This window comes from Corallococcus sp. AB049A (assembly GCF_003668885.1).
GTDB classification, from domain to species: Bacteria; Myxococcota; Myxococcia; order Myxococcales; family Myxococcaceae; genus Corallococcus; species Corallococcus interemptor.
Genome location: NZ_RAWL01000154.1, coordinates 1 through 18,339, shown reverse-complemented (window position 1 = coordinate 18,339; position 18,339 = coordinate 1). Strand labels below are relative to the sequence as shown.

Here is an 18,339-nt window from a genome sequence, read left to right as displayed (position 1 = left end):
CCGTCCTCCCCCGCTTCCCCCGTCTCGCGGTCCCCTCATGAACACGCGCCTCACCCTGATCCTCAACACCCACATGCCGCAGGTGTTGGGCGAGGGGCCCCTCTTCGATGAGCCGGAGAACTGGCTCTTCGAAGCGCTGACGGAGACATACCTCCCGCTGTTCCGGATGTTGGAGCGCTGGGACGCCCGGCGCTTCGCCGGCACGCTGGTGATGTCCTTCACCCCCTGCCTCGTGCAGCAGCTGGTCGCCTGCGAGGAGCGCTACACCGGCTACCTCCAGCTGCTCCAGCGCATCGCCACGCGCGAGCTGGAGCGCACGTCGCGGCTGGAGCTGTACAACCGCTACGAGAAGTTCCCCCAGGCCCTCTCGGACGAAGCGCTGGCGAGGGTCCACCGCACCGCGGGCATGTACCTGCGGCGCGTGGAGGACAGCCTCGCGTTCCTGCGCCAGCACTCCCTGCGGGACGTGTTCGCGTCGCTGGGGCGCTCGCGGCCGTCCAACGTGCAGCTGTGGACCTCCACGCCGCAGCACAACTTCCTGCCCTTCTTCCAGCCCGCCATCGCGGACCGGCTGGTGGCGCGGGGCGTGGAGTCCTTCCAGGACATCTTCGGCGGAGAGCCGGACGGCCTCTGGCTGCCCGAGTGCGCCTTCCAGCCGGGCGTGGAGCGCATCCTCCAGCGCCGTGGCATCCGCCGCACCGCGCTCAGCCTGACAGGCATTGGCGCGTCCCAGCCCCAGGACCCCAGCGGCGTGTTCCGCCACGAGGACCTGGAGGTGATGGTCCACGACTACAGAATCGGGCTGCACCTGTGGAAGTCGCCCGAGTCCACGTACCCCGCGCACCCGGTGTACCGCGAGTTCTTCCGCGACGTGGGCTTCGACCTGCGCCCCGAGTACTTCGAGGAGCTGGGCGTGCCCGTGCCCGCGAACAAGCGGGGCCACGTGTGGACGGGCCTCAAGTACCACGCGGTGAGCGGCCAGCAGGTCGACCTGGGCCGGAAGGCGCTCTACGACGTGGAGGCAGCCCGCGCGCAGGTGCCCCAGCACGTGCGTCAGTTCTGGGAGCTGCTCGACTCACGCCGCTCGCTCGTGCAGGACGGGCAGACGTTCGTGCTCGCGTTCGACACGGAGCTGTTCGGCCACTGGTGGCACGAAGGCATCGAGTGGCTGGAGGGCGTCATGCAGCCAGCCGCGCCGGTGGAGGCCGCGAAGCCCCCGCGGGCCGCAGAGCCGCCGTCGCTGCCCCGGCTCTACTATTCGACGTGGGGGCGCGACTTCTACAGCGAGCACTGGCTGACGCCGGGCAACGCCTGGATGTACGCGCTCATCAAGCTGGTGGAGGCGCAGCTGCCCCAGCCGGTGGACGCGGAGACGCGCGAGACGTGGCGCCGCTTCGAGGTCTTCAGCGGCAGCGACCTGCTCTTCATGATTCCGGACCCGACGCAGCGGGACCGGGCGCGCGCGCTGTTCCTCGCGCGCTACCAGGACGTCGTGTCGCGGCTGAAGGACTTCTCACCGGACCTGCTCACGTCCTTCCCGGTGGACCCCTTCAAGTGCGTGCTCCTGCACGTGAGCAAGGCCGAGGGTCAGGAGCAGCCGCCGTTCCTCCTGCGCCGGCTGTCGCTGGAGGGCGTGAACATCGGGGCGCGCCGGGAGCTCACGCTGGACGCGGAGGTGCTGGAGGTCGCGGGCCTGCGCGTCGCGTTCCAGTACTTCCTCTTGCACCCGCAGGGCCGCTACGCGCTGCGCGTGGAGGGCTCCGGGCACGAGCACGTCTTCCAGATGCCGGACTACGGCGTGCCGCTGCTCATCGCGCCGGACACGCGCACGTATCCCAAGTACGACCCGGAGGTGCTGTACCGGAAGCTGGGGGAAATCTGGGAGGGCGACCAGCAGCTGCCCCTCAAGCAGAACCCCACGCTGCGCAGCCGCCACATGTACACGCGCGCGCACGTGATGGAGGTGCTCGCGGGCAAGCGGACCGCCCTCTTCAAGTACAACAAGGAAGGCTACGCGCTCTTGCGCTTCCGCGACCGCAGCCCGGCTCCGGCGTGCGTCGTCTTCGACGACACGGTGACGCTCAGCGACGCGGGCACGTACATCCAGGCCGGTGAGCTGTCCGTGCCCGTGGTGAGCAACCCGGCGGACATCGCGCGCCACGACTTCGACGCGGTCGTCTTCACCTGCTCGCTCAACTTCGAGTCAGAGGTGCCGCACGTCCGCGCGCTGCTGGAAGTGGCCACGCGCAGGAAGTTGCCCGTCGTGTCGCTGTACGACGACATCCTCTATTACGACCTCTTCGACGGGCTGGAGCCGGACCCGGACCTCTTCTTCCGCGTGGCCGTGCCGGAGCAGGACGCGCTCGCGAAGCCGGGCCCTGCGGACTACGCGCCGCGAAACCTGCTGGGCGTCTTCGGCACGGACACGGTGCAGGGCAAGTTCACCACGCAGGTCTATCTGCGCGAGGCGCTGGCCAGGCACGTGCGCGTGCGCCACCACGCCACGGAGCCCACGGGCATCCTGCTGGGCTCGGACACGGGCTACTCGCGCGTGCTGCGCGTGGAGGGCCCGGAGCGGCTGGCGTTCGAGCGCCGCGTCATGGCGGACCTGGCGAAGGACTGTGACGTCGTCATCACCGGCGGGCAGAACGGCCTGCTCTACGTGCCGCAGGGCCAGGACCGCCGGGCCAACGCCTCCACGCACATCTACGAGACGTTCCTGCCGCGCCTGGTGGTGCTGACCGTGTCGGTGGACACGAAGCCGGAGGACGTGGTCGCGACGCGCGAGTACCTGGAGCTGCTGGCCCGCGAGCACGACGTCCCCTGCATGGTGGTGGGCCTGGCGATGATGGGCGGGCGCAAGCTGCTGGGCAGCCGGTGGACGGAGACCTGGTTCCTGGGCGTCCGGGATGAGGTCCTGGAAGAGGCGCGGCGGAAGATGGAGCAGCACACCGGCCTGCGCGTCCACGCCATCCCCGAGGAAGCGGACGCGCTGGCGCGGAGCGTCCTCACGCACCTGTGATGGAAGCGGGCGGCGCGATGCAGGAGGAAGAGGCCCCCGGGCTGCGGCGGTCGGCGCGCTACCTGGCGGAGCTGCTGCGGCTGCTGCGTCCCGCGTGGGGCGCGCTCGCGAGGAGCGCGCTCCTGGGGCCGGTCATCACCGGGCTCCTGCTCATCCCGCCCTTCCTCACGCGGCTGTTGTTCGACCACGTGTCGTCCCCCCAGGACCTGGGGCTGTTGCACGTGCTGGTGCTGAGCATCCTCGCCGCGTCGGTGGCGGCGGCGGTCGCGGAGGCGCTGTTCGGTTACTACTCGTCGTACCTGACGGTGAAGCTGGAGAGCTCCGCGTCGCTCTACCTCTTCAACCACCTGCAGCACCTGCCGGACCGCTTCTTCTCCCGGCGCCAGGTGGGTGAGCTCACCAGCCGCTTCGACGACGCGAAGGCGGGCATCGCGCTGGTGGTGGGGCTCATCCGGCTCGTCTTCTCGCAGCTCACCTTCCTGCTCGTCATCCCCTTCACCCTGGCGTCGCTCCACTGGGAGCTGGCGCTGGCGGCGGTGGCCACGCTGCCCTTCGTGGTGGCGGTGCCGCTCGTCGTGGGCCGCGCCATGGGGCTCGCGTGGCAGGAGGTGATGGGCGTGCACGGCGCCCTCCAGGCGCTCCAGGTGGAGACGCTGCGGCAGAGCCGCACGACGAAGGTGCTGGCGCTGGAGCCGCACGTGTACCAGCGCGCGGCGGGGCTGATGCGCTCCGTGCTGCGGGCGCACCTCAAGGCCCACGGCGTGGAGGGGCTGCTGCGGCTGTTCGAGCGCACGGTGGAGGCCGCGCAGACGGCGCTCTTCACCTGGCTGGGCTGGCGGCTCATCCTCCAGGGCAAGCTGACGCTGGGCGGCTTCGTGGCCTTCGTGGCGTATGCCGCGTACCTGCGCGGGCCGGTCATCGAGGCCATCGGCTTCGTCACCGGACTTCAGCAGCGCGGCGTCCACCTGCGCCGCTTCTTCGAGTACCTGCACGAGGCGCCGGAGCAGGACCCGGCCCGCTCGCTGACACCCCCGCCCCCGCTGACGCAGCGGCTCTCCGGTGGGGTGGAGCTGGAGGACGTGTCCTTCGGCTACCTGCCCGGCCAGGACGTGCTGCGCGAGGTGAGCGCGCGCATCCGGCCCGGCGCGGTGGTGACCATCGTGGGCTCCAGCGGCTCCGGGAAGACGACGCTCGCGCGGCTCCTGACGCGGCTGGAGGAGCCGGGCCGGGGGCGCGTGCTGTACGACGGACAGGACGCGCGCACGCTGGCGTTGTCCGACCTGCGCCGGCAGATCGCCGTGGTGTGGCAGGACGTGGAGCTGTACCACGGCACCGTGCGCGACAACCTCACGCTGGGGCTCTCCGGCGTGAGCGAGGACGCCCTGCGGGAGGCGGTGCGGCTGTGCGCGCTGGAGCCCGTGCTCGCCGCGCTGCCGCAGGGCTTCGACACGCCGGTGGCCGAGGCGGGCGCGAGCCTGTCCGGTGGACAGCGGCAGCGGCTGGCGCTGGCCCGCGCGGTGCTGCGCGACGCGCCGGTGCTGCTGCTGGATGAAGCGACGTCCCAGCTCGACGTGGAGACGGAGTCCGCCATCGTGCGGGCGCTGCTCGGGCGGGCCCGGGAGCGCGGGCAGACGGTGCTGTTCATCACGCACCGGCTGGCCAACGCGCCCCTGGCGGACGAAGTGTGGATGCTCGCGGGAGGCCAGCTGGTGGGCCGGGGGCCTCACGCGGAGCTGCTGGCGCGGTGTGCTCCGTACCAGCGGCTGTTCCGCGCGGGCATGGGCGAGGCGGACGCCGCTTGAGCGCGGCGGATGGAAAGATGGCGAACGAGTCCCCACGTCCCACCCTGCCCCTGCTGGAGGACCCCGACCACGCGGGCCTCTTCGTCGTGCGGCGCATCGGCATGCTCACGGCCCTGCTCATCATCGTGCTCGGCGCGGGGATGGCGCTGGCGGGTTCGCTCGTGCACCTGACCGTGTCCGTTCCGGACGCCGTCCCGCCGCGCACGGAGTCCGTGTCGCTGGGCACCTATGTGTTCCGGCAGCTCCAGCAGTGGCGGCCTTCGGGGCCGGGAGGCACCGCTCCGTGAAGAAGGTCGGCATCATCGACAGCGGCGTGGAGGTGGCCTTCCTGCGCGAGCACGGGTTGCACCTGGCGGGCGCGGCTTCGTTCTCGCTCGACCTGGACGCGCAGGTGCTGGAGGCGCGCGAGTACGAGCGCGAGGAGCTGGAGACGTGGCGGTCCGGCACGGAGACCCATGAGCTGGAGGACACGCACGGGCACGGCACGGCCGTCCTGAGCATCCTCTACGACCAGGTGCGTCCCTGGCCGGACGTGGAGGTCTACGTCGCGCGCGTCCTGGACCGGAACATCCGCGGCCACTCGCTGTGCCTCGTGGAGGCGATGGGGTGGATGCTGGAGGAAGTGGGCGTGGACGTGCTCAACCTGAGCCTGGGCACGTTCCAGCGCGCGCTGGAGACGCCCATGCGGGAGCTGGTGGACCGCGCGGCGGCGCGAGGTGCCCTCATCGCCTCCTCCGCGGGCGGCGAGCCGACCCTTCCCGCGCAGCTGGAGTCGGTGGTGTCCGTGGGCGACCCCGCACTGATGGAGCGCGTGGGCGCGGACGTGAAGGTGGACCACGTCGTGAAGGAGCGCGAGGTGAAGCTCTACATGGGTGGCCGCTGGATGCAGGTACCCATGACGACCAGCTTCGCCTGCGCGGTGGCGGTGGCGGAGGCGCTGCGAGAGGGCGCGCTCCCCGGCTGGCGGCGCGGGGCCGGCTGAAGGGGCCTCAAGGCGTGGGCGGCGCCACCTCCAGGGTGACGTCGCCCAGGTCCAGCACCTCGCCTTCCTTCACCGTGAGCCGCAGGCGCCGCTGCCCCTCGGAAGGGCCTCCTGTGATGACAAGGACGCGCTCGCCCGCGCGCACGCCGTCGAGGGTGAAGTGGCCTTCCGTGTTGGAAGCGTGATTCGGCGAGGGTGGATCCTCTTCGAAGCGGATGAACGCGGAGGAGACGGGCGCCTTGGTGGGCCCGCTCACCACGCGGCCCCGCACGGTGGCGGGTGCCTTCAGGGGGATGTCCACTTCGAGCACCGAGCCCGTGCCGGGAGAGGCCGTGGCCTCGCCGACGGAGCCGTCCAACGTGCGCGCCGTCAGCTTCACCGGCTCGGGGGGAACATCACGCAACTCGAAGCGGTCTCCGGAGAACTCGAGGGGCCCGGTCCCCTTCCCCTCGGGGAGAAAGCCCTTCTGAAGCTGGAGTGTCAGGGTGAAGCCGCGAACAGGCTCTCCCTTGCGCACCACACGGCCGCGGAGGAAGGCCGCGGGCTTCAGCCGCAACACCACCTCCTTTTCGGGGGTGACGGGCACGGGCTCGCACGAGCGTCCTCCATTGCGCGCGCCCAGCATCAGCCGGCCATTCGAGGTGGCGTCTTCCATGCCGCTGACGGGAATGGCGAAGCGCCCCTCTTCGTCGGTGGGGAGCATGGCCATGGGGAGGTTCAAGCCGTCCGCCATCGTCAAGGTGATGATGGCGCGGGGTGACGGCGAACCATCCGGTTCCAGGACGACGCCCCGGTACGCGCGCTCCGCGGGCGGTTCCTCCCAGGTGAACTCGACCTGGACCGTCCGTCCCGGCTCCACGCGCACCTGCTCCTCCTTGCCTTTGATGAATCGGCCGCGCTCGGCGAGCAGGACCTGGTATTCGCCGGCGGGAATGGTCATCCGGAAGACTCCCTCCCCGCTCACGGGGACATCACCTCTGACCAGCGGCGTGTCCGCGAACCGATCCGCTATCACGGCCGTCACCCCCAGCCGCCCTTCCTTGAGGGAGTCACGCGCCGCGCGCACCCTGCCCTCGATGGTCCCCGAGCCCTCCAGGGTGAAGTCCATCCGGGCCGTGCGGTTCGCCTCCACGGCGACGGTCTCGAGGGTGCCCGCCATCGTCCCATCCCTGCGCGCGGAGATGGCCAGGCGGCCCGCGGCGAGTCCCACGACGCGGTAGTAGCCGTCCGCGTTCGTGCGGGCGTCGATGGGGTTCGCCGACATTCCCGTTCCCTTGCCCCAGCTGTGGACGGTGATGTGGGCCGCGGCCACCGGCGCTCCGTTCCGGTCGCGCACATGGCCCTCCACCGCGCAGGTGCCGGAGAGCTTGAAGTCCACGGGAAAGCGCTCGCCCTGGGTGAGCGTCAGGCCCCGGCGGATGACGGGCTCGTAGCCCAGGGCCGTGACCTTCGCGTCGTAGCTGCCGGGAGCAAGCCCCTGGACGATGAAGTGCCCCTCGGCGTCCGACATGGCCACGCCGGACGCCGCGTCCATTCCGGAGAGGGTGGCCTCGATGCGCGCGTCAGCCACGGGAGCTCCGCCGGCCTCTTCCACGACCTGGCCCTCCAGCACCGCGCCCGGGCCCAACTGGATGCGCACGCCGCGCACGGTGCTGCCCGCGACGCAGAGCACTGGCAGGTCGAGCGAGCCGGACTCCTCGCCGCGCCGGGCGGACAGGGGATGGGAGCCGGGCTCCACCTCCACGGAGAAGCCACCCTGCGCGCCCGTCGTCACCACCTGGGAGGGATTGCCGCCGACCTGCACCTCGGCGTCCGCGGCCGGCTGTCCCTTCGAGTCCACGACGAAGCCCTCGATGACGCTCGCCAGCCGGAGCGCCAGCGTCAGCGGCTCGTCCGTGGGGATGCGAAGACGGCTCAGCACCACGCGCGCATAACCGGGGGCGCGGGCCTCCAGCAGGTAGGTCCCCGGGGCGAGTCCGTCGATGCGGAAGTTCCCCCGCTCGTCGCTCGTGGCATAGACGCGCTCTTCTACGGGGGACTCCGCGTGCTCCCAGGTCTCCAGCTCGCGGCCGTGCGCCGTGAGGGCGATCTCCACGAGCGGCAGTGGCTCATTCGTTCCGCGCACCACCGTGCGGCCCGTGAGGGATTGCGCGGGCTCCAGGGCGATGCTCACGGCCGTGCGTGACTCACCCAGAGGACGGACCACGGCGCGCAGCATGGGAGCCCGGCCCGGCGCGCGCACCGACACCAGGTAGCGGCCAGGACCGGAGGCGAGCAGGACGTGTCCCGCCGCGTCCGTGAGACCGAAGTCCATCAGTGTCCAGGCGGAGGCCCGCTCGCCCGGTGCGTAGAGCCGCACGGTGGTTTCGAGTGAAGGCTTCCCACCGGAAAGCACCTCCACGTCCAGGATGCCCGCCACCTTGCTCGGCGCCCGCTGCGCCGGGAGCAAACCCCCGTCCACGGATTCGGGATGCGCAGTTCCGGGGCTCGGGGTGCGATTGCTCGCGACCGGGGCGTCCGTGCGCTCCGGCGCGGCCGGTCCACGGGAGCGCAGGGCCCAGAACAACACGAGGCCGCACGCGACCAGGACCGCCACTCCACCGATGAGCCACTTGCGCATGACCGCTGTCCTCGCCCCCGCCTCCTTGGGGCACCGGCTGCCAGTATCGCCTGAAGCCGCGTGCAGGTCCCGCCCGGATCCCGCCCCCGGGGAGAGGCAGCAAAAAACCTGTCCGACTGTCGGACAGCTTTTCAGGAAGTCGTCCCCAGGCGCCTTGGGCATGATGCCGCCATGCTCCTGAGGCACCTCTACAGAATCAGCCTGGAAGAGCCGCCTCACTGGTGCTTCTTCATTGGCGTCGGCCGTGAGACGGACAACATGCTCGACGGGCTTCGCATCGAGCGGCTGGACGCGTACATCCACGGGTTCAGGAACGCGCAGCGTGAACTCACCGGAGAGGACCCCGAGGCCACGGCCTTCTTCGTCTGGCTGAGAGAGACGGGCGAGTTTCCGGGTCAGGGATGGCACCGGAAGTATTACGCGGATGAGCGCGGAGACGAGGCTCGCGCCATCACGAAGTTCTTCGGCCTGCTCCACAAGTACCTTCTTGAGCAACGGCCGGAGTGGTTCCGCGCCTTCAACAGCGAGCCGAGGGCCAGTCAGATCCACCGGGGCGATGGCGTGCCAGCACGCCCCGACATCCGCCTTGCGGCGCACAGGGAAGCGGTCCAGGGCGCACGCTGAACGCATGCAGCACGGCGCTCCAGGCCCCTCCAGGGTCCTGTCCCGGATGCTTCCGCGCGCCAGGTGACAGGTGCCGCACAGGGCTTGCCAGGTCGTTGGGTCCAGTCATGACCGCGTGACAGACTTTCTCCATGGCTGACACGCTGCCCACGGACGCAGCCCCTCCTCCCAGCGGACTCGACCGCCGCAAGTTCCTCACGTGGCTGGTGGCCTCGCCCACGCTGATGGTCGCGGCGCGGCTCGCGCTCGATGTGCCCTCCGCCCAGGCGGCGGAGCCGTCCGCGGCCCCGGAGGACACGCCCCTCAACCTCTACGTCGCCGTCCGCACCGACGGGCGCGTCATCGCCACCCTGCCTCGCACGGAGATGGGCCAGGGCATCACCACCGCCGTGTCCATGCTCGTCGCGGAAGAGCTCGACACGGGCCTGGATGCCGTGGACGTGCTCACCGCCGACGCGGATCCGCGCTGGCTCATCCAGCTCACCGGGCTCTCTTCCTCCATGCGCTATCTGGCCGGCCCGCTCCGCGCCGCCGCCGCGGAGGCCCGGGCACGGCTGGTCACCGCCGCCGCGCACCGCTGGCGGGTGCTGGCCCTCACGCTCACCACCGCCCAGGGAGAAGTGCGCGCTCCCGACGGCCGCAGGCTCGGCTACGGCGAGCTCGCGGAGGACGCCGCACGCGTGCTGCTGCCGGAGGTCTCCCCGCTGCCGAAGTCCCCGCGCGAATACACCGTCGTCGGCCAGCCCACGGGCCGCGTCGACGCGCGGGCCATCGTCACCGGCGCTGCGCGCTTCACCCTGGACCTGGACATCCCGGACGCGGTGCCCACCGTGGTGGCGCGGCCTCCCACGCTGCTCGGCACGGTGCGGTCGCTCAATGCGTCCACCGCCAGGGCCATGCCGGGCGTGGTGGGCGTGGTGCAACTTCCGACCGGCGTGGCGGTGGCGGCCCGGACCTTCGCGCAGGCCTTCGCCGCGCGCGACGCATTGCAGGTCACCTGGGCACCGGGCCCGGCCAGTCACCTGTCCGACGCCAACATCCGCACCCGGCTGCGAGACGCCATCGGCCCCCGGCCATTGCCTCCGCTGTTCACGACCCGCGTCGTGGAGGGGAGGTTCGACTTCCCCTACCTCGCGCACGCGCCCATGGAGACGCAGAGTTGCGTGGCGCGAGTGACGAACGACGCCGCGGAGATCTGGTCCGGTGTCCAGGATCCGAAGTTCGCGCGGAGCCAGGTCGCCGGGGCGCTCGGCTGGGCGCTCACCCCTCAGCGGGTCACCGTGCATCCCATCCGCGCCGGAGGTGGCTTTGGCCGTCGCTTCTTCACCGAGGCCGCCGTGGAGGCCGCGCTCATCTCGCGGGCGCTCGGGCAGCCGGTGAAGCTGATGTGGAGCCGCAACGATGAGATGCGCCACGGGCACTACCGGCCCGCGAGCCACCACCGCATCCTCGCGTCCCTGGGGCCTGGCGGCTCCATCCTCGGCTGGCAGCACCGCGCCGCCATCCCCACCGTGGAGTTCCCGCACGGCTTCGGAGACCTGCTCACGTCGCTGCTGGGACAGGCCTTGCCGGACGTCACCAGCGCGGTGTTCTTCGCGCTGACGCAGCACGTGCCCTATCAGTTCGGCTGGGTGGCGCAGGAGCTGGCGGAGGTGCCGCTCCCCATCCCCACCGCGTCCTTCCGCTCCGTCTTCACAAGCCAGGTGGGCGTGGCCAACGAAATCTTCGTCGACCAGCTGGCCCGCGAGCTCCAGAAGGACCCGGTGGAGCTGCGGCGCTCGCGCCTGACGTCCCGGAGGCTCAAGGCCGTGCTGGAGTGCGTGGTGCTCGAAGGAGGCTGGGGCCGCGCGCTGCCCCCCGGCGTCGCGCAAGGCGTCGCGGTGCTGGAGGAGTGGGACAGCGCCATCGCCCACCTCGTGGAGGTGGACGTCACGTCCGGGACGCCGCGCGTGCTGCGCGTGGTCATCGCCGCGGACGTGGGCCTGCCCATCAACCCGAAGGGCATCGAAGCGCAGCTCCAGGGCGCCGCGCTGGACGCGATGTCCACCACGCTGAGCGCCGGGCTGCACATCGACGCGGGGGCGGTGCGCGAAGGCAGCTTCGCGGACTACCGGTGGCTGCGGATGAAGCACGCGCCCGCCTCCATCGAAGTGCACCTGGTGCGCTCCGACGACCGCGTGGGCGGCGTGGGAGAGCTGGGCTACCCCAGCGCGGCGGCGGCCCTGGCCAACGCCATCGCCCGGGCAACGGGCACCATGCCCACGCGCTTCCCCATCCTCGACGAGGGAGTCTGACCATGCCGGCCCATTCCTTCCTCCTCAACGGTCAGCCGGTGTCGGTGGAGTCGCCCGCGGACCTGCCCCTCTTGTGGGTGCTCCGCGACGTGCTGGGCGTCACGGGCCCCAAGTACGGCTGCGGCGTGGGCATCTGCGGCGCATGCACCAGCCACCTGGATGGCGAAGCCTTCCGTCCCTGCCTCCACCCCGTGGGCGACATCGCGGGCCACGACGTGACGACCATTGAAGGGCTGGCGGACGCCTCCGGACTGCACCCGGTGCAGGAGGCGTGGATCGCCGAGGACGTGGCCCAGTGCGGCTTCTGCCAGCCGGGGCAGATCATGGCCGCGGTGGCGCTGCTGCGAAGAAACCCGCAGCCGTCCGACGCGGACATCGACGCGGCCATGAGCGACAACGTCTGCCGCTGCGGCACCTACGTCCGCATCCGCGCCGCCATCCACCGCGCCGCGCTGCTGCTGCGGCACGGCGCGGTCCCTCGCTAAGGCTTCGGTGCCCTACCGGGGCGCGGGCCGGAACCAGGTGGGCTCGGCGCGGACCGTGGTGCCGCCCGTGAACATGCCTCCGGTGAAGAAGTCCGACTCGAAGAAGTGGTACGGGTGGACGAGCTCCGGACGGCTCACGGCCTCCAGCCGCGCGGCCAGCTCCGCGGGAATCTGGACGTCGAGCGCGTGCAGGTTCGCCTCCAGCTGCTCCAGCCGCGTCGCGCCGATGATGGTGGACGCCACGCCCGGCCGGCGCGTCACCCACGCCAGCGCCACCTGCGCAGGGGAGCGGTCCAGCTCCTTCGCCACCTCGCGCAGCACGTCCACGATGGCCCAGTTGCGCTCGGTGAAGAGCTTTTCGAAGCCCGGGTTGCCTCCGCCCTGGATGGACGGCAGCCGGCCCTCGCCCTTCGCCTGCGTGCCTTCACGCGTGTACTTGCCGGACAACAGCCCCGACGCCAGCGGGCTCCACGGCGTGATGGACGCGCCCAGCGCCAGCGCCGCGGGGATGTGCTCGCGCTCGATGTTGCGCTCCACCAGCGAGTACTCCAGCTGCAACGCGACGACGCGCTCCCAGCCCTCCTGCTCCGCCAGCGTCTGCGCGCGAGCGAAGTACCAGGCCGGCACGTCCGACAGGCCGAAGTAGCGGACCTTGCCCTCGCGCACGAGCGCGTCGAGCGTGCGCATCACCTCCTCCATGGGCGTGATGCCATCCCACGCGTGCAGCCAGTACAGGTCCACGTAGTCCGTCTTCAGCCGCCGCAGCGAACCCTCCAGCGCGCGGCGGATGTTCTTGCGGCCGTTGCCACCCGCGTTCGGGTCCCCGGGGGACGTGTTGATGGTGAACTTCGTCGCGAGGACCGCGCGGTCGCGGCCACCGGCTTGCGCGAAGTAGTCCCCGAGGATGGCCTCGCTGGAGCCGCCCGTGTAGCCGTCCGCGGTGTCCACGAAGTTGCCGCCCGCCTCCAGATAGCGCGCGAGCATGCGGTGGGCGGTGTCCTTGGGGCTGCCCCAGCCCCACTCGGTGCCGAAGGTCATGGCGCCCAGGCACAGCGGGCTCACCCGCAGGCCGCTGCGGCCCAGCAGGTGGTACTGCGCCAGCGAATCGATTCGACCGGTCGTCGTCATGGAGTGCGTCCTCCCGTTTGGATGCGCACAAGGTGCCGTCCGGCGGCCTCCAGCTGAAGACGCGGAAGTTGCAGGGACTGTTTAGACTTTCTTCGAAATGGCCCTGACACCCCTCAACGCCCTGACCGTGTTCGTCACCGTCGCCCGCCGGCGCAGCTTCAGCCAGGCCGCGAAGGAGCTGGGCGTGTCCTCGTCCGCGGTGAGCCAGGCGGTCCGCCAGCTGGAAGCGAAGCTGGGGCAGGCCCTGCTCGCGCGCACCACGCGCAGCGTGTCCCTCACCGACGCGGGACAGCGGCTCCTGGACGAAGCAGCGCCGGGGCTCCAGTCCGCTCTGGCGGCGCTCGAACACCTGGCCGCCGGGGACACGTCGCAGGTGACGGGCTCGCTGCGCCTGTCGGTGCCCACCTTCTCCGTGTCACTCGTGCTGGAGCCGGTGCTGCCGCGCTTCGCCGCGGCGTACCCGCAGGTACAGGTGCACGTGTCCGTTCAGGACTGGTTCGTGGACATCGTGAAGGAGGGCTACGACGCCGGCATCCGGCTCACGGAAGCCGTGCAGCGCGACATGGTCCAGGTGCGCCTGACGCCAGCCTTCCGCTTCCTCGTCGTGGGCGCGCCCGCGTACCTCGAACGGCACGGGACGCCCCGGCATCCCCGAGACCTGGCGAAGCACCGTTGCCTGGGCGTCCGCACGTCGACAGGACTGCCCTACCACTGGGAGTTCGAACAGGGGAGCAAGGAGCTCGCCGTACCCGTGAAGGGGCCGCTCACGTCGGACAGCTCCGCGCTGCTCCTCAACATGGCGCACGCGGGGCTGGGGCTCACCTACCTGGCGGAGATCCAAGCGGCCCCCGCGCTGCGCTCCGGCGCGCTGAAGCCCGTGCTGGAGGACTGGGCCCCCACCGTCCCCGGCCTCTTCCTCTACTACCCCCACCGGGCGCGGGCCTCGCGTCCCCTGCGGGCCTTCATCGAACTGGCGCGGGAGCTGCTCCCCTTGCGCTGAAGGGCGCGCGGCCGCTCGACTCCCGTGCGGACAGGCGGGCATGCTGCACGCCGCTGACTCCCTCGCCCGTGGACTGTTATGGCGGGGGACGGGCCGGTTCCACAGCGAAAGGACAGCAACATGGCGCAGCACGGAAAGCGTGTCGGTCTCCTGATGGCGTTCGCGGTGACGGCGGCCCTGCTGGGGGCTCCCGCCCACGCGGCGGACCCGGCGAAGAAGTCCAAGCCCGCGCCGGCGGCGAAGGCGGACGCCGGGGTGGAGGGCCAGGACGCGGGCACGGCCGCCACGCCGGACAAGGACGCCACCGCGTCCCAGGGCGCGGGCCGCTGCACGGGCAAGGCGAACTTCTGTGGCGTCTTCTCCCAGATGTACTGCAGCAGCCAGCCTGGCTGTGCCTACATGTTCGGGTCCAACATGTGCGGCGGCGTGGCCATCGCTTGCGAGAAGGCCACCAACGAAGCCTTCTGCAAGAAGATCAAGGGCTGCTCCTGGAAGTAGAGTCGCCCTCACGCACGCCGGGGGTCCGCCATGCCGAAGCGCGAATTCGACGAGGGCATCGACACCGCGACGCTCCCCCGCATCTCCATCCTGTTCATCCCCTTCGACGCCGCGAAGAAGTTCTACAAGGCCAACACCACCAAGGGCGTGAAGGGGCTGAGCGCGTCGTTCGATGACACCGGGGCGCGGGTGGACGGGGCGAACCTGGCCCACCCGCTGGTCCCTGGCATGGCCGCCAGCGACTTCCTGGCGGGGCCGGACATCGCGGCGAAGCTCGCGGACATCGTGCAGCAGGAGTGCGACCTCATCCGCAACGTGTACAACCCGGACTCCGACTACGACGACAACTACCAGTCCTGGCTGAAGAGCAACGGCCCCCAGGCGGCGGACACGTCCCAGTGGAGCGACCGGCGCAAGAACCGCATCGAGCGCAACCTGCGCGGCTACAAGCACTACCCCGTCTTCATCTTCCTGTCGGAGAACCCCACCGGCTCGCCCTTCCCGGACCGCATCGGCCTGTCCGGCCTGGGCATGTCCTACGTGCGCAAGCACCTCATCGACAACTCGACGGTCAAGGGCATCAAGCACGTCAACGAGATCGCCCTCTACCTGCGGGAGGACATCGACCGGCAGGTGGACAACACGAAGGAGGACGGCTTCTACCTGGAGGCCACCACCGTCACGCGCAAGACGGCGTCCATCCAGGCGAAGCTGAAGGCCAAGGACGAGTACATCCTCAAGGTGACGCTGGGGAACCGGTACGGCCATTGCGTGACGGTGGCCGGGGTGCACCTGCGCGCGTCACTCACCGGCTCCAACGCGCAGGAGCGCGGGGTGGAGCACAAGGCCCTGCAGGCCTTCTGCGTGGCCGAGGGCATCCAGGTGATGGTGGGCGACTTCAACATGGACCTTCAAGAGACGTCCCAGGGCAGCCGGGGCGTCTTCTTCGACGGCCAGCCGGAGTCCCGGCCCACGTACATGCTGCCCCACCAGAGCCCCGAGGCCATCCCGCTCTTCCTGCAGCAGTACTCGAACTCCTCCGGCAACGCCCACTACATGGGCTACTACCAGGCGGACACGGAGCACCTGGAGTTCGTCGGCCAGGGCATGTACGGCCTGATGGGCACCAGCGGCTCGCGGCACCTGAAGTCCGAGGGCAAGTTCTACTCGGACCACCCGTCCATCTACCTGCAGGTGAAGTCCACGCGCATCACCGAGCAGGCCCGCGACCGGATCATCGCGAGGAAGATTTTCCGCGTCGTGCGGCCCATGAAATGAGCCCCAGCCAGCCGAGCACCGACAGGGCCAACCCCAGACGGAAGCTCAGCGGGCGGTAGTCGAAGTGGACCGTGTGCACGCCGCGAGGGATGCGCACGGCGCGCAGCGCCAGGTCCGCCCGGTGGATGGGCGCATCCTGTCCATCCACGGTCGCGGTCCAGCCCGGGTAATGGCTGTCGGACACGACGAGGTAGCTGTCGTCGCAGGCGTCCACCTTCAGCTCCAGATGCCGGGCGCCCTGGCGCACCCACTCCACGCTGCCCGTGCACGCGGGCCGCTCCAGCGGCTCCCCCGTGGCGAGGAAGACGGTGTGCCGGAAGGGCTGGGAGGCATCCTCCACAGCCGCGAGCGCCTGTTCATCCGTGACGACGCGGGCCCGCTGGACGAGGAACGCGCGAGGCATCGCGGTGCGCGAGCGCGACAGGGTGGTGCCGTCCTCCGCCGTGTTGAGCAGCTCCAGGTCGTCGAAGGGCGGCGGCCCGTGGCGCAGGTAGTGGGTGACGCCCGTGAGGTCGAAGACGGTGCGCAGGCCCGCGTCGTGGAAGACGTCCGTGTACCGGGGCTCGGGGGCACCGAAGCCCTCCAGCGCGGGCAGGCGCTCCTCCACGAAGCGGTTGGGCATGAGCTGTTCGCGGCTGCGCTCGATGGTGTTCCCCTTGCCCACGCGCGACGGGTCCTCCGGGCCCTGGATGTCCACGCTGATGCGGCCCGCGTAGGGCTGGGGCAGGAAGACACGCAGGGAGAAGGGCCGCAGCAGCGCTTGCAGCGGCGTGTACTTCGGCCGCTCCAGCACCGCGTGGGACGCCGCAATCTCCAGCCCCACGAGCAGCGCGATGCCCTGGCGCACCCGGCGTGGACGCGTGAAGGCGCCGCGCGGCCAGAGCACCACGAGCACGACCAAACCCAGCCACAGGGGCACCCACGGGGCGCCCGCATCGGCGGAGGCGCGCATGCCCAGGAGGCGGGCCATGGGGCCAATGACAGCCATGGCGCCCACCATGCTTGTCAGGGCCACGGCCGCGCGCAGACGTGAGGGGCGCAGGCGCCGCGTCAGCCGGCCCAGCGCGTCCACTCCGAAGGCGGACAGCACGGCCACGCAGAACGCGACGCCCACGAAGTACTTCACCGGGTAGCGGAAGAGCGAGAACGGCGGCACGTGCAGCAGCACCCAGGCCGAGGGCGCGAAGTGCCGGCCCAGGCTCAGCGCCAGGAGCAGCAGCGCGCCTACGGTGAAGGCCCGCACCCGCCGGGGTCCCCGGACGGCGCCCAGGATGGCCAGCGCGCAGGGCAGCGTCCCCAGGAAGAGGCTGAGGATGAACCACTGGTCGTCGCCCCAGTAGCTGCCCCGCGGCCAGTCCGCGAACGGCCACAGCGCGGACAGCACCTGCGGCCACGACACGGACCAGACGAGCCGCCACTTCCAGGCGTCATCCAGGCGCAGGGAGTTTCGCGCGAACTCGGCGGTGGGCAGCAGCGCCACCGCCGCGAGCACCGCTGCCAGCGCGAAGCCTCCCGCCACGCGCGCCACCGAACGCACGCGGGCCCGCTTCTCCTGTCGTGGCGCGAAGGCCGCCACCAGCACCGCGAGCATCCCCTGCCACAGCGTCGTCTCCGGAGAGCCGGCGAAGAGGGACAGCGCGCCGTACACGGCCAGCCGCGCCAGGGGGCCACGTCCCGGGCGGCGGGTGGCGTCATACGCTGCGCTCAGGATGAAGCCGCTCCAGGCCGCGGCGTCCACCAGGTTCTGCTGGAGGCCCAGCCGGGTCATCATCGCGGACAGCCCGAACGCGGCGCCCGCGATGGCCGCCGCGATCCACGACGCGCGCAGCCTCCGGCACAGCAGGGACACGCCCACCGCCGCGAGCACAACGTGAAACAGCTGCATCAGCGTCATGGACGCGATGGGCCCCCCGAACAGCACGGCGATCCAGCGCGGCGGGTAGTACACCTGCGAGTAGAGCGTCGCCGCGAACGGCTGCCCCAGGCGCAGGTACGGGTTCCACAAAGGCACTTCACCCGCGCACAGCGACTCCAGCAGGAAGGCCGAGTCCGGGAAGAAGATGCGGAACAGGTCCCTTCCCGCGAGCAGATGCCCGGTGAAGACGGGCCAATAGACGAACGCGAGCAGCGCCAGCAGTCCCACGACCGTGACAAGCCCTGCCCGTCCTCGCGTTCGCGGCGCCGTCATGCCGGCGGCATCGTAGGCCGGATGGCCCTTCAATAGACGTACGGCGAGCGGCGCGCCCACTCCGTCTTGCCGTTTGCGGCTGGCACAGCAGCGCGAGGACAGCCGTCGTGGCCAGGAAGCCGCGCCGAGGTCCAGGGACCACGGGCGAGCGGGAGTGTTCGGGGAGCATCGCGGGCGGAGAGCCACGGCCGGGCACCCTGCCCGGCCGGTGTGATGACTCATAGCAACCCGTGCGCCAGGAACCCACGACCGCCCCGGTGAGCCCCTGGGGTTCAATTCCACCCCTTCCGAGCACTCCAGGACTACCCGGTAAGCCATGGACACTGCGTTCACGGCCATGCTGAGCTTGGCGCAAAGGCAGACATCCCCGCCCTGTCTCTCATACACATCTGACGCTGCCGACGACTTAATAGGTGTA

General features: G+C 70.8%; 13 protein-coding genes. 10 read left to right on the top strand and 3 right to left on the bottom strand.

Annotated features, from left to right (window positions below):
- The first annotated feature begins 37 nt into the window (after nt 1-37).
- The 4 genes from D7X55_RS18120 to D7X55_RS18105 are packed head-to-tail and all read left to right on the top strand — an operon-like array spanning nt 38 to nt 5,806.
- Nucleotides 38-3,022 carry a DUF1611 domain-containing protein gene (locus D7X55_RS18120; protein WP_121723732.1) on the top strand — a complete coding sequence of 995 codons (2,985 nt, stop codon included), beginning with the start codon at nt 38-40 and terminating at the stop codon, nt 3,020-3,022.
- Nucleotides 3,022-4,824: a peptidase domain-containing ABC transporter gene (locus tag D7X55_RS18115; protein WP_233609913.1), complete on the top strand. Its 1,803-nt coding sequence runs from the start codon at nt 3,022-3,024 to the stop codon at nt 4,822-4,824. The genes D7X55_RS18120 and D7X55_RS18115 overlap by 1 nt, the downstream gene beginning before the upstream one ends.
- 17 nt (nt 4,825-4,841) lie before the next feature.
- A complete protein-coding gene (locus tag D7X55_RS18110) occupies nt 4,842-5,111 on the top strand; it encodes a hypothetical protein (protein WP_121723730.1) in 270 nt (89 codons plus the stop codon).
- Nucleotides 5,108-5,806: a S8/S53 family peptidase gene (locus tag D7X55_RS18105; RefSeq protein ID WP_121723729.1), complete on the top strand. Its 699-nt coding sequence runs from the start codon at nt 5,108-5,110 to the stop codon at nt 5,804-5,806. The genes D7X55_RS18110 and D7X55_RS18105 overlap by 4 nt, the downstream gene beginning before the upstream one ends.
- 7 nt (nt 5,807-5,813) lie before the next feature.
- On the opposite strand, the gene D7X55_RS18100 is transcribed toward D7X55_RS18105, so the two are convergent.
- A complete protein-coding gene (locus D7X55_RS18100) occupies nt 5,814-8,426 on the bottom strand; it encodes a carboxypeptidase-like regulatory domain-containing protein (protein WP_158626388.1) in 2,613 nt (870 codons plus the stop codon).
- Nucleotides 8,427-8,597: 171 nt separating this feature from the next.
- Between D7X55_RS18100 and D7X55_RS43395 the strand changes: the two genes are divergently transcribed.
- The 3 genes from D7X55_RS43395 (at nt 8,598) to D7X55_RS18090 (ending at nt 11,829) form a co-directional block, all read left to right on the top strand.
- A complete protein-coding gene (locus D7X55_RS43395) occupies nt 8,598-9,050 on the top strand; it encodes a hypothetical protein (RefSeq protein WP_158616179.1) in 453 nt (150 codons plus the stop codon).
- A gap of 131 nt (nt 9,051-9,181) precedes the next feature.
- A complete protein-coding gene (locus D7X55_RS18095) occupies nt 9,182-11,344 on the top strand; it encodes a xanthine dehydrogenase family protein molybdopterin-binding subunit (RefSeq protein WP_121723727.1) in 2,163 nt (720 codons plus the stop codon).
- Between the two features lie 2 nt (nt 11,345-11,346).
- Nucleotides 11,347-11,829, top strand: a complete 483-nt coding sequence (locus D7X55_RS18090) for a (2Fe-2S)-binding protein (RefSeq protein ID WP_121723726.1) — start codon at nt 11,347-11,349, stop codon at nt 11,827-11,829.
- A gap of 12 nt (nt 11,830-11,841) precedes the next feature.
- On the opposite strand, the gene D7X55_RS18085 is transcribed toward D7X55_RS18090, so the two are convergent.
- Nucleotides 11,842-12,957 (bottom strand): aldo/keto reductase, encoded by a 1,116-nt coding sequence (locus D7X55_RS18085; RefSeq protein WP_121723725.1) that lies wholly within the window; start codon nt 12,955-12,957, stop codon nt 11,842-11,844.
- A 97-nt stretch (nt 12,958-13,054) separates the two neighbouring features.
- Here D7X55_RS18085 and D7X55_RS18080 point away from each other — a divergent pair, with 97 nt between their 5' ends.
- From D7X55_RS18080 to D7X55_RS18070, 3 genes are all read left to right on the top strand, one after another.
- The gene (locus D7X55_RS18080) at nt 13,055-13,957 is read left to right on the top strand and encodes a LysR family transcriptional regulator (RefSeq protein ID WP_121723724.1); all 903 of its coding nucleotides are present in this window, start codon (nt 13,055-13,057) and stop codon (nt 13,955-13,957) included.
- A gap of 120 nt (nt 13,958-14,077) precedes the next feature.
- Nucleotides 14,078-14,455 carry a hypothetical protein gene (locus tag D7X55_RS18075; RefSeq protein WP_147442682.1) on the top strand — a complete coding sequence of 126 codons (378 nt, stop codon included), beginning with the start codon at nt 14,078-14,080 and terminating at the stop codon, nt 14,453-14,455.
- Between the two features lie 30 nt (nt 14,456-14,485).
- Complete coding sequence (locus D7X55_RS18070; RefSeq protein WP_121723723.1) at nt 14,486-15,733, top strand: hypothetical protein; 1,248 nt, start codon at nt 14,486-14,488, stop codon at nt 15,731-15,733.
- On the opposite strand, the gene D7X55_RS18065 is transcribed toward D7X55_RS18070, so the two are convergent.
- Entirely contained in the window at nt 15,690-17,921 is a 2,232-nt protein-coding gene (locus D7X55_RS18065; protein ID WP_121723733.1) for a YfhO family protein, read from the bottom strand. The two genes, D7X55_RS18070 and D7X55_RS18065, sit on opposite strands and share 44 nt — an antisense overlap.
- Nucleotides 17,922-18,339: the final 418 nt, after the last annotated feature.

What these genes read in the sequence shown, in the direction of transcription:
- D7X55_RS18095 (WP_121723727.1), top strand. Translation starts at nt 9,182, where the DNA reads ATGGCTGACACGCTGCCCACGGACGCAGCCCCTCCTCCCAGCGGACTC.
- D7X55_RS18070 (WP_121723723.1), top strand. Translation starts at nt 14,486, where the DNA reads ATGCCGAAGCGCGAATTCGACGAGGGCATCGACACCGCGACGCTCCCC.
- D7X55_RS18120 (WP_121723732.1), top strand. Translation starts at nt 38, where the DNA reads ATGAACACGCGCCTCACCCTGATCCTCAACACCCACATGCCGCAGGTG.
- D7X55_RS18075 (WP_147442682.1), top strand. Translation starts at nt 14,078, where the DNA reads ATGGCGCAGCACGGAAAGCGTGTCGGTCTCCTGATGGCGTTCGCGGTG.
- D7X55_RS18080 (WP_121723724.1), top strand. Translation starts at nt 13,055, where the DNA reads ATGGCCCTGACACCCCTCAACGCCCTGACCGTGTTCGTCACCGTCGCC.
- D7X55_RS18110 (WP_121723730.1), top strand. Translation starts at nt 4,842, where the DNA reads ATGGCGAACGAGTCCCCACGTCCCACCCTGCCCCTGCTGGAGGACCCC.
- D7X55_RS43395 (WP_158616179.1), top strand. Translation starts at nt 8,598, where the DNA reads ATGCTCCTGAGGCACCTCTACAGAATCAGCCTGGAAGAGCCGCCTCAC.
- D7X55_RS18100 (WP_158626388.1), bottom strand. Translation starts at nt 8,426, where the DNA reads ATGCGCAAGTGGCTCATCGGTGGAGTGGCGGTCCTGGTCGCGTGCGGC.
- D7X55_RS18090 (WP_121723726.1), top strand. Translation starts at nt 11,347, where the DNA reads ATGCCGGCCCATTCCTTCCTCCTCAACGGTCAGCCGGTGTCGGTGGAG.
- D7X55_RS18115 (WP_233609913.1), top strand. Translation starts at nt 3,022, where the DNA reads ATGGAAGCGGGCGGCGCGATGCAGGAGGAAGAGGCCCCCGGGCTGCGG.
- D7X55_RS18065 (WP_121723733.1), bottom strand. Translation starts at nt 17,921, where the DNA reads ATGACGGCGCCGCGAACGCGAGGACGGGCAGGGCTTGTCACGGTCGTG.
- D7X55_RS18085 (WP_121723725.1), bottom strand. Translation starts at nt 12,957, where the DNA reads ATGACGACGACCGGTCGAATCGATTCGCTGGCGCAGTACCACCTGCTG.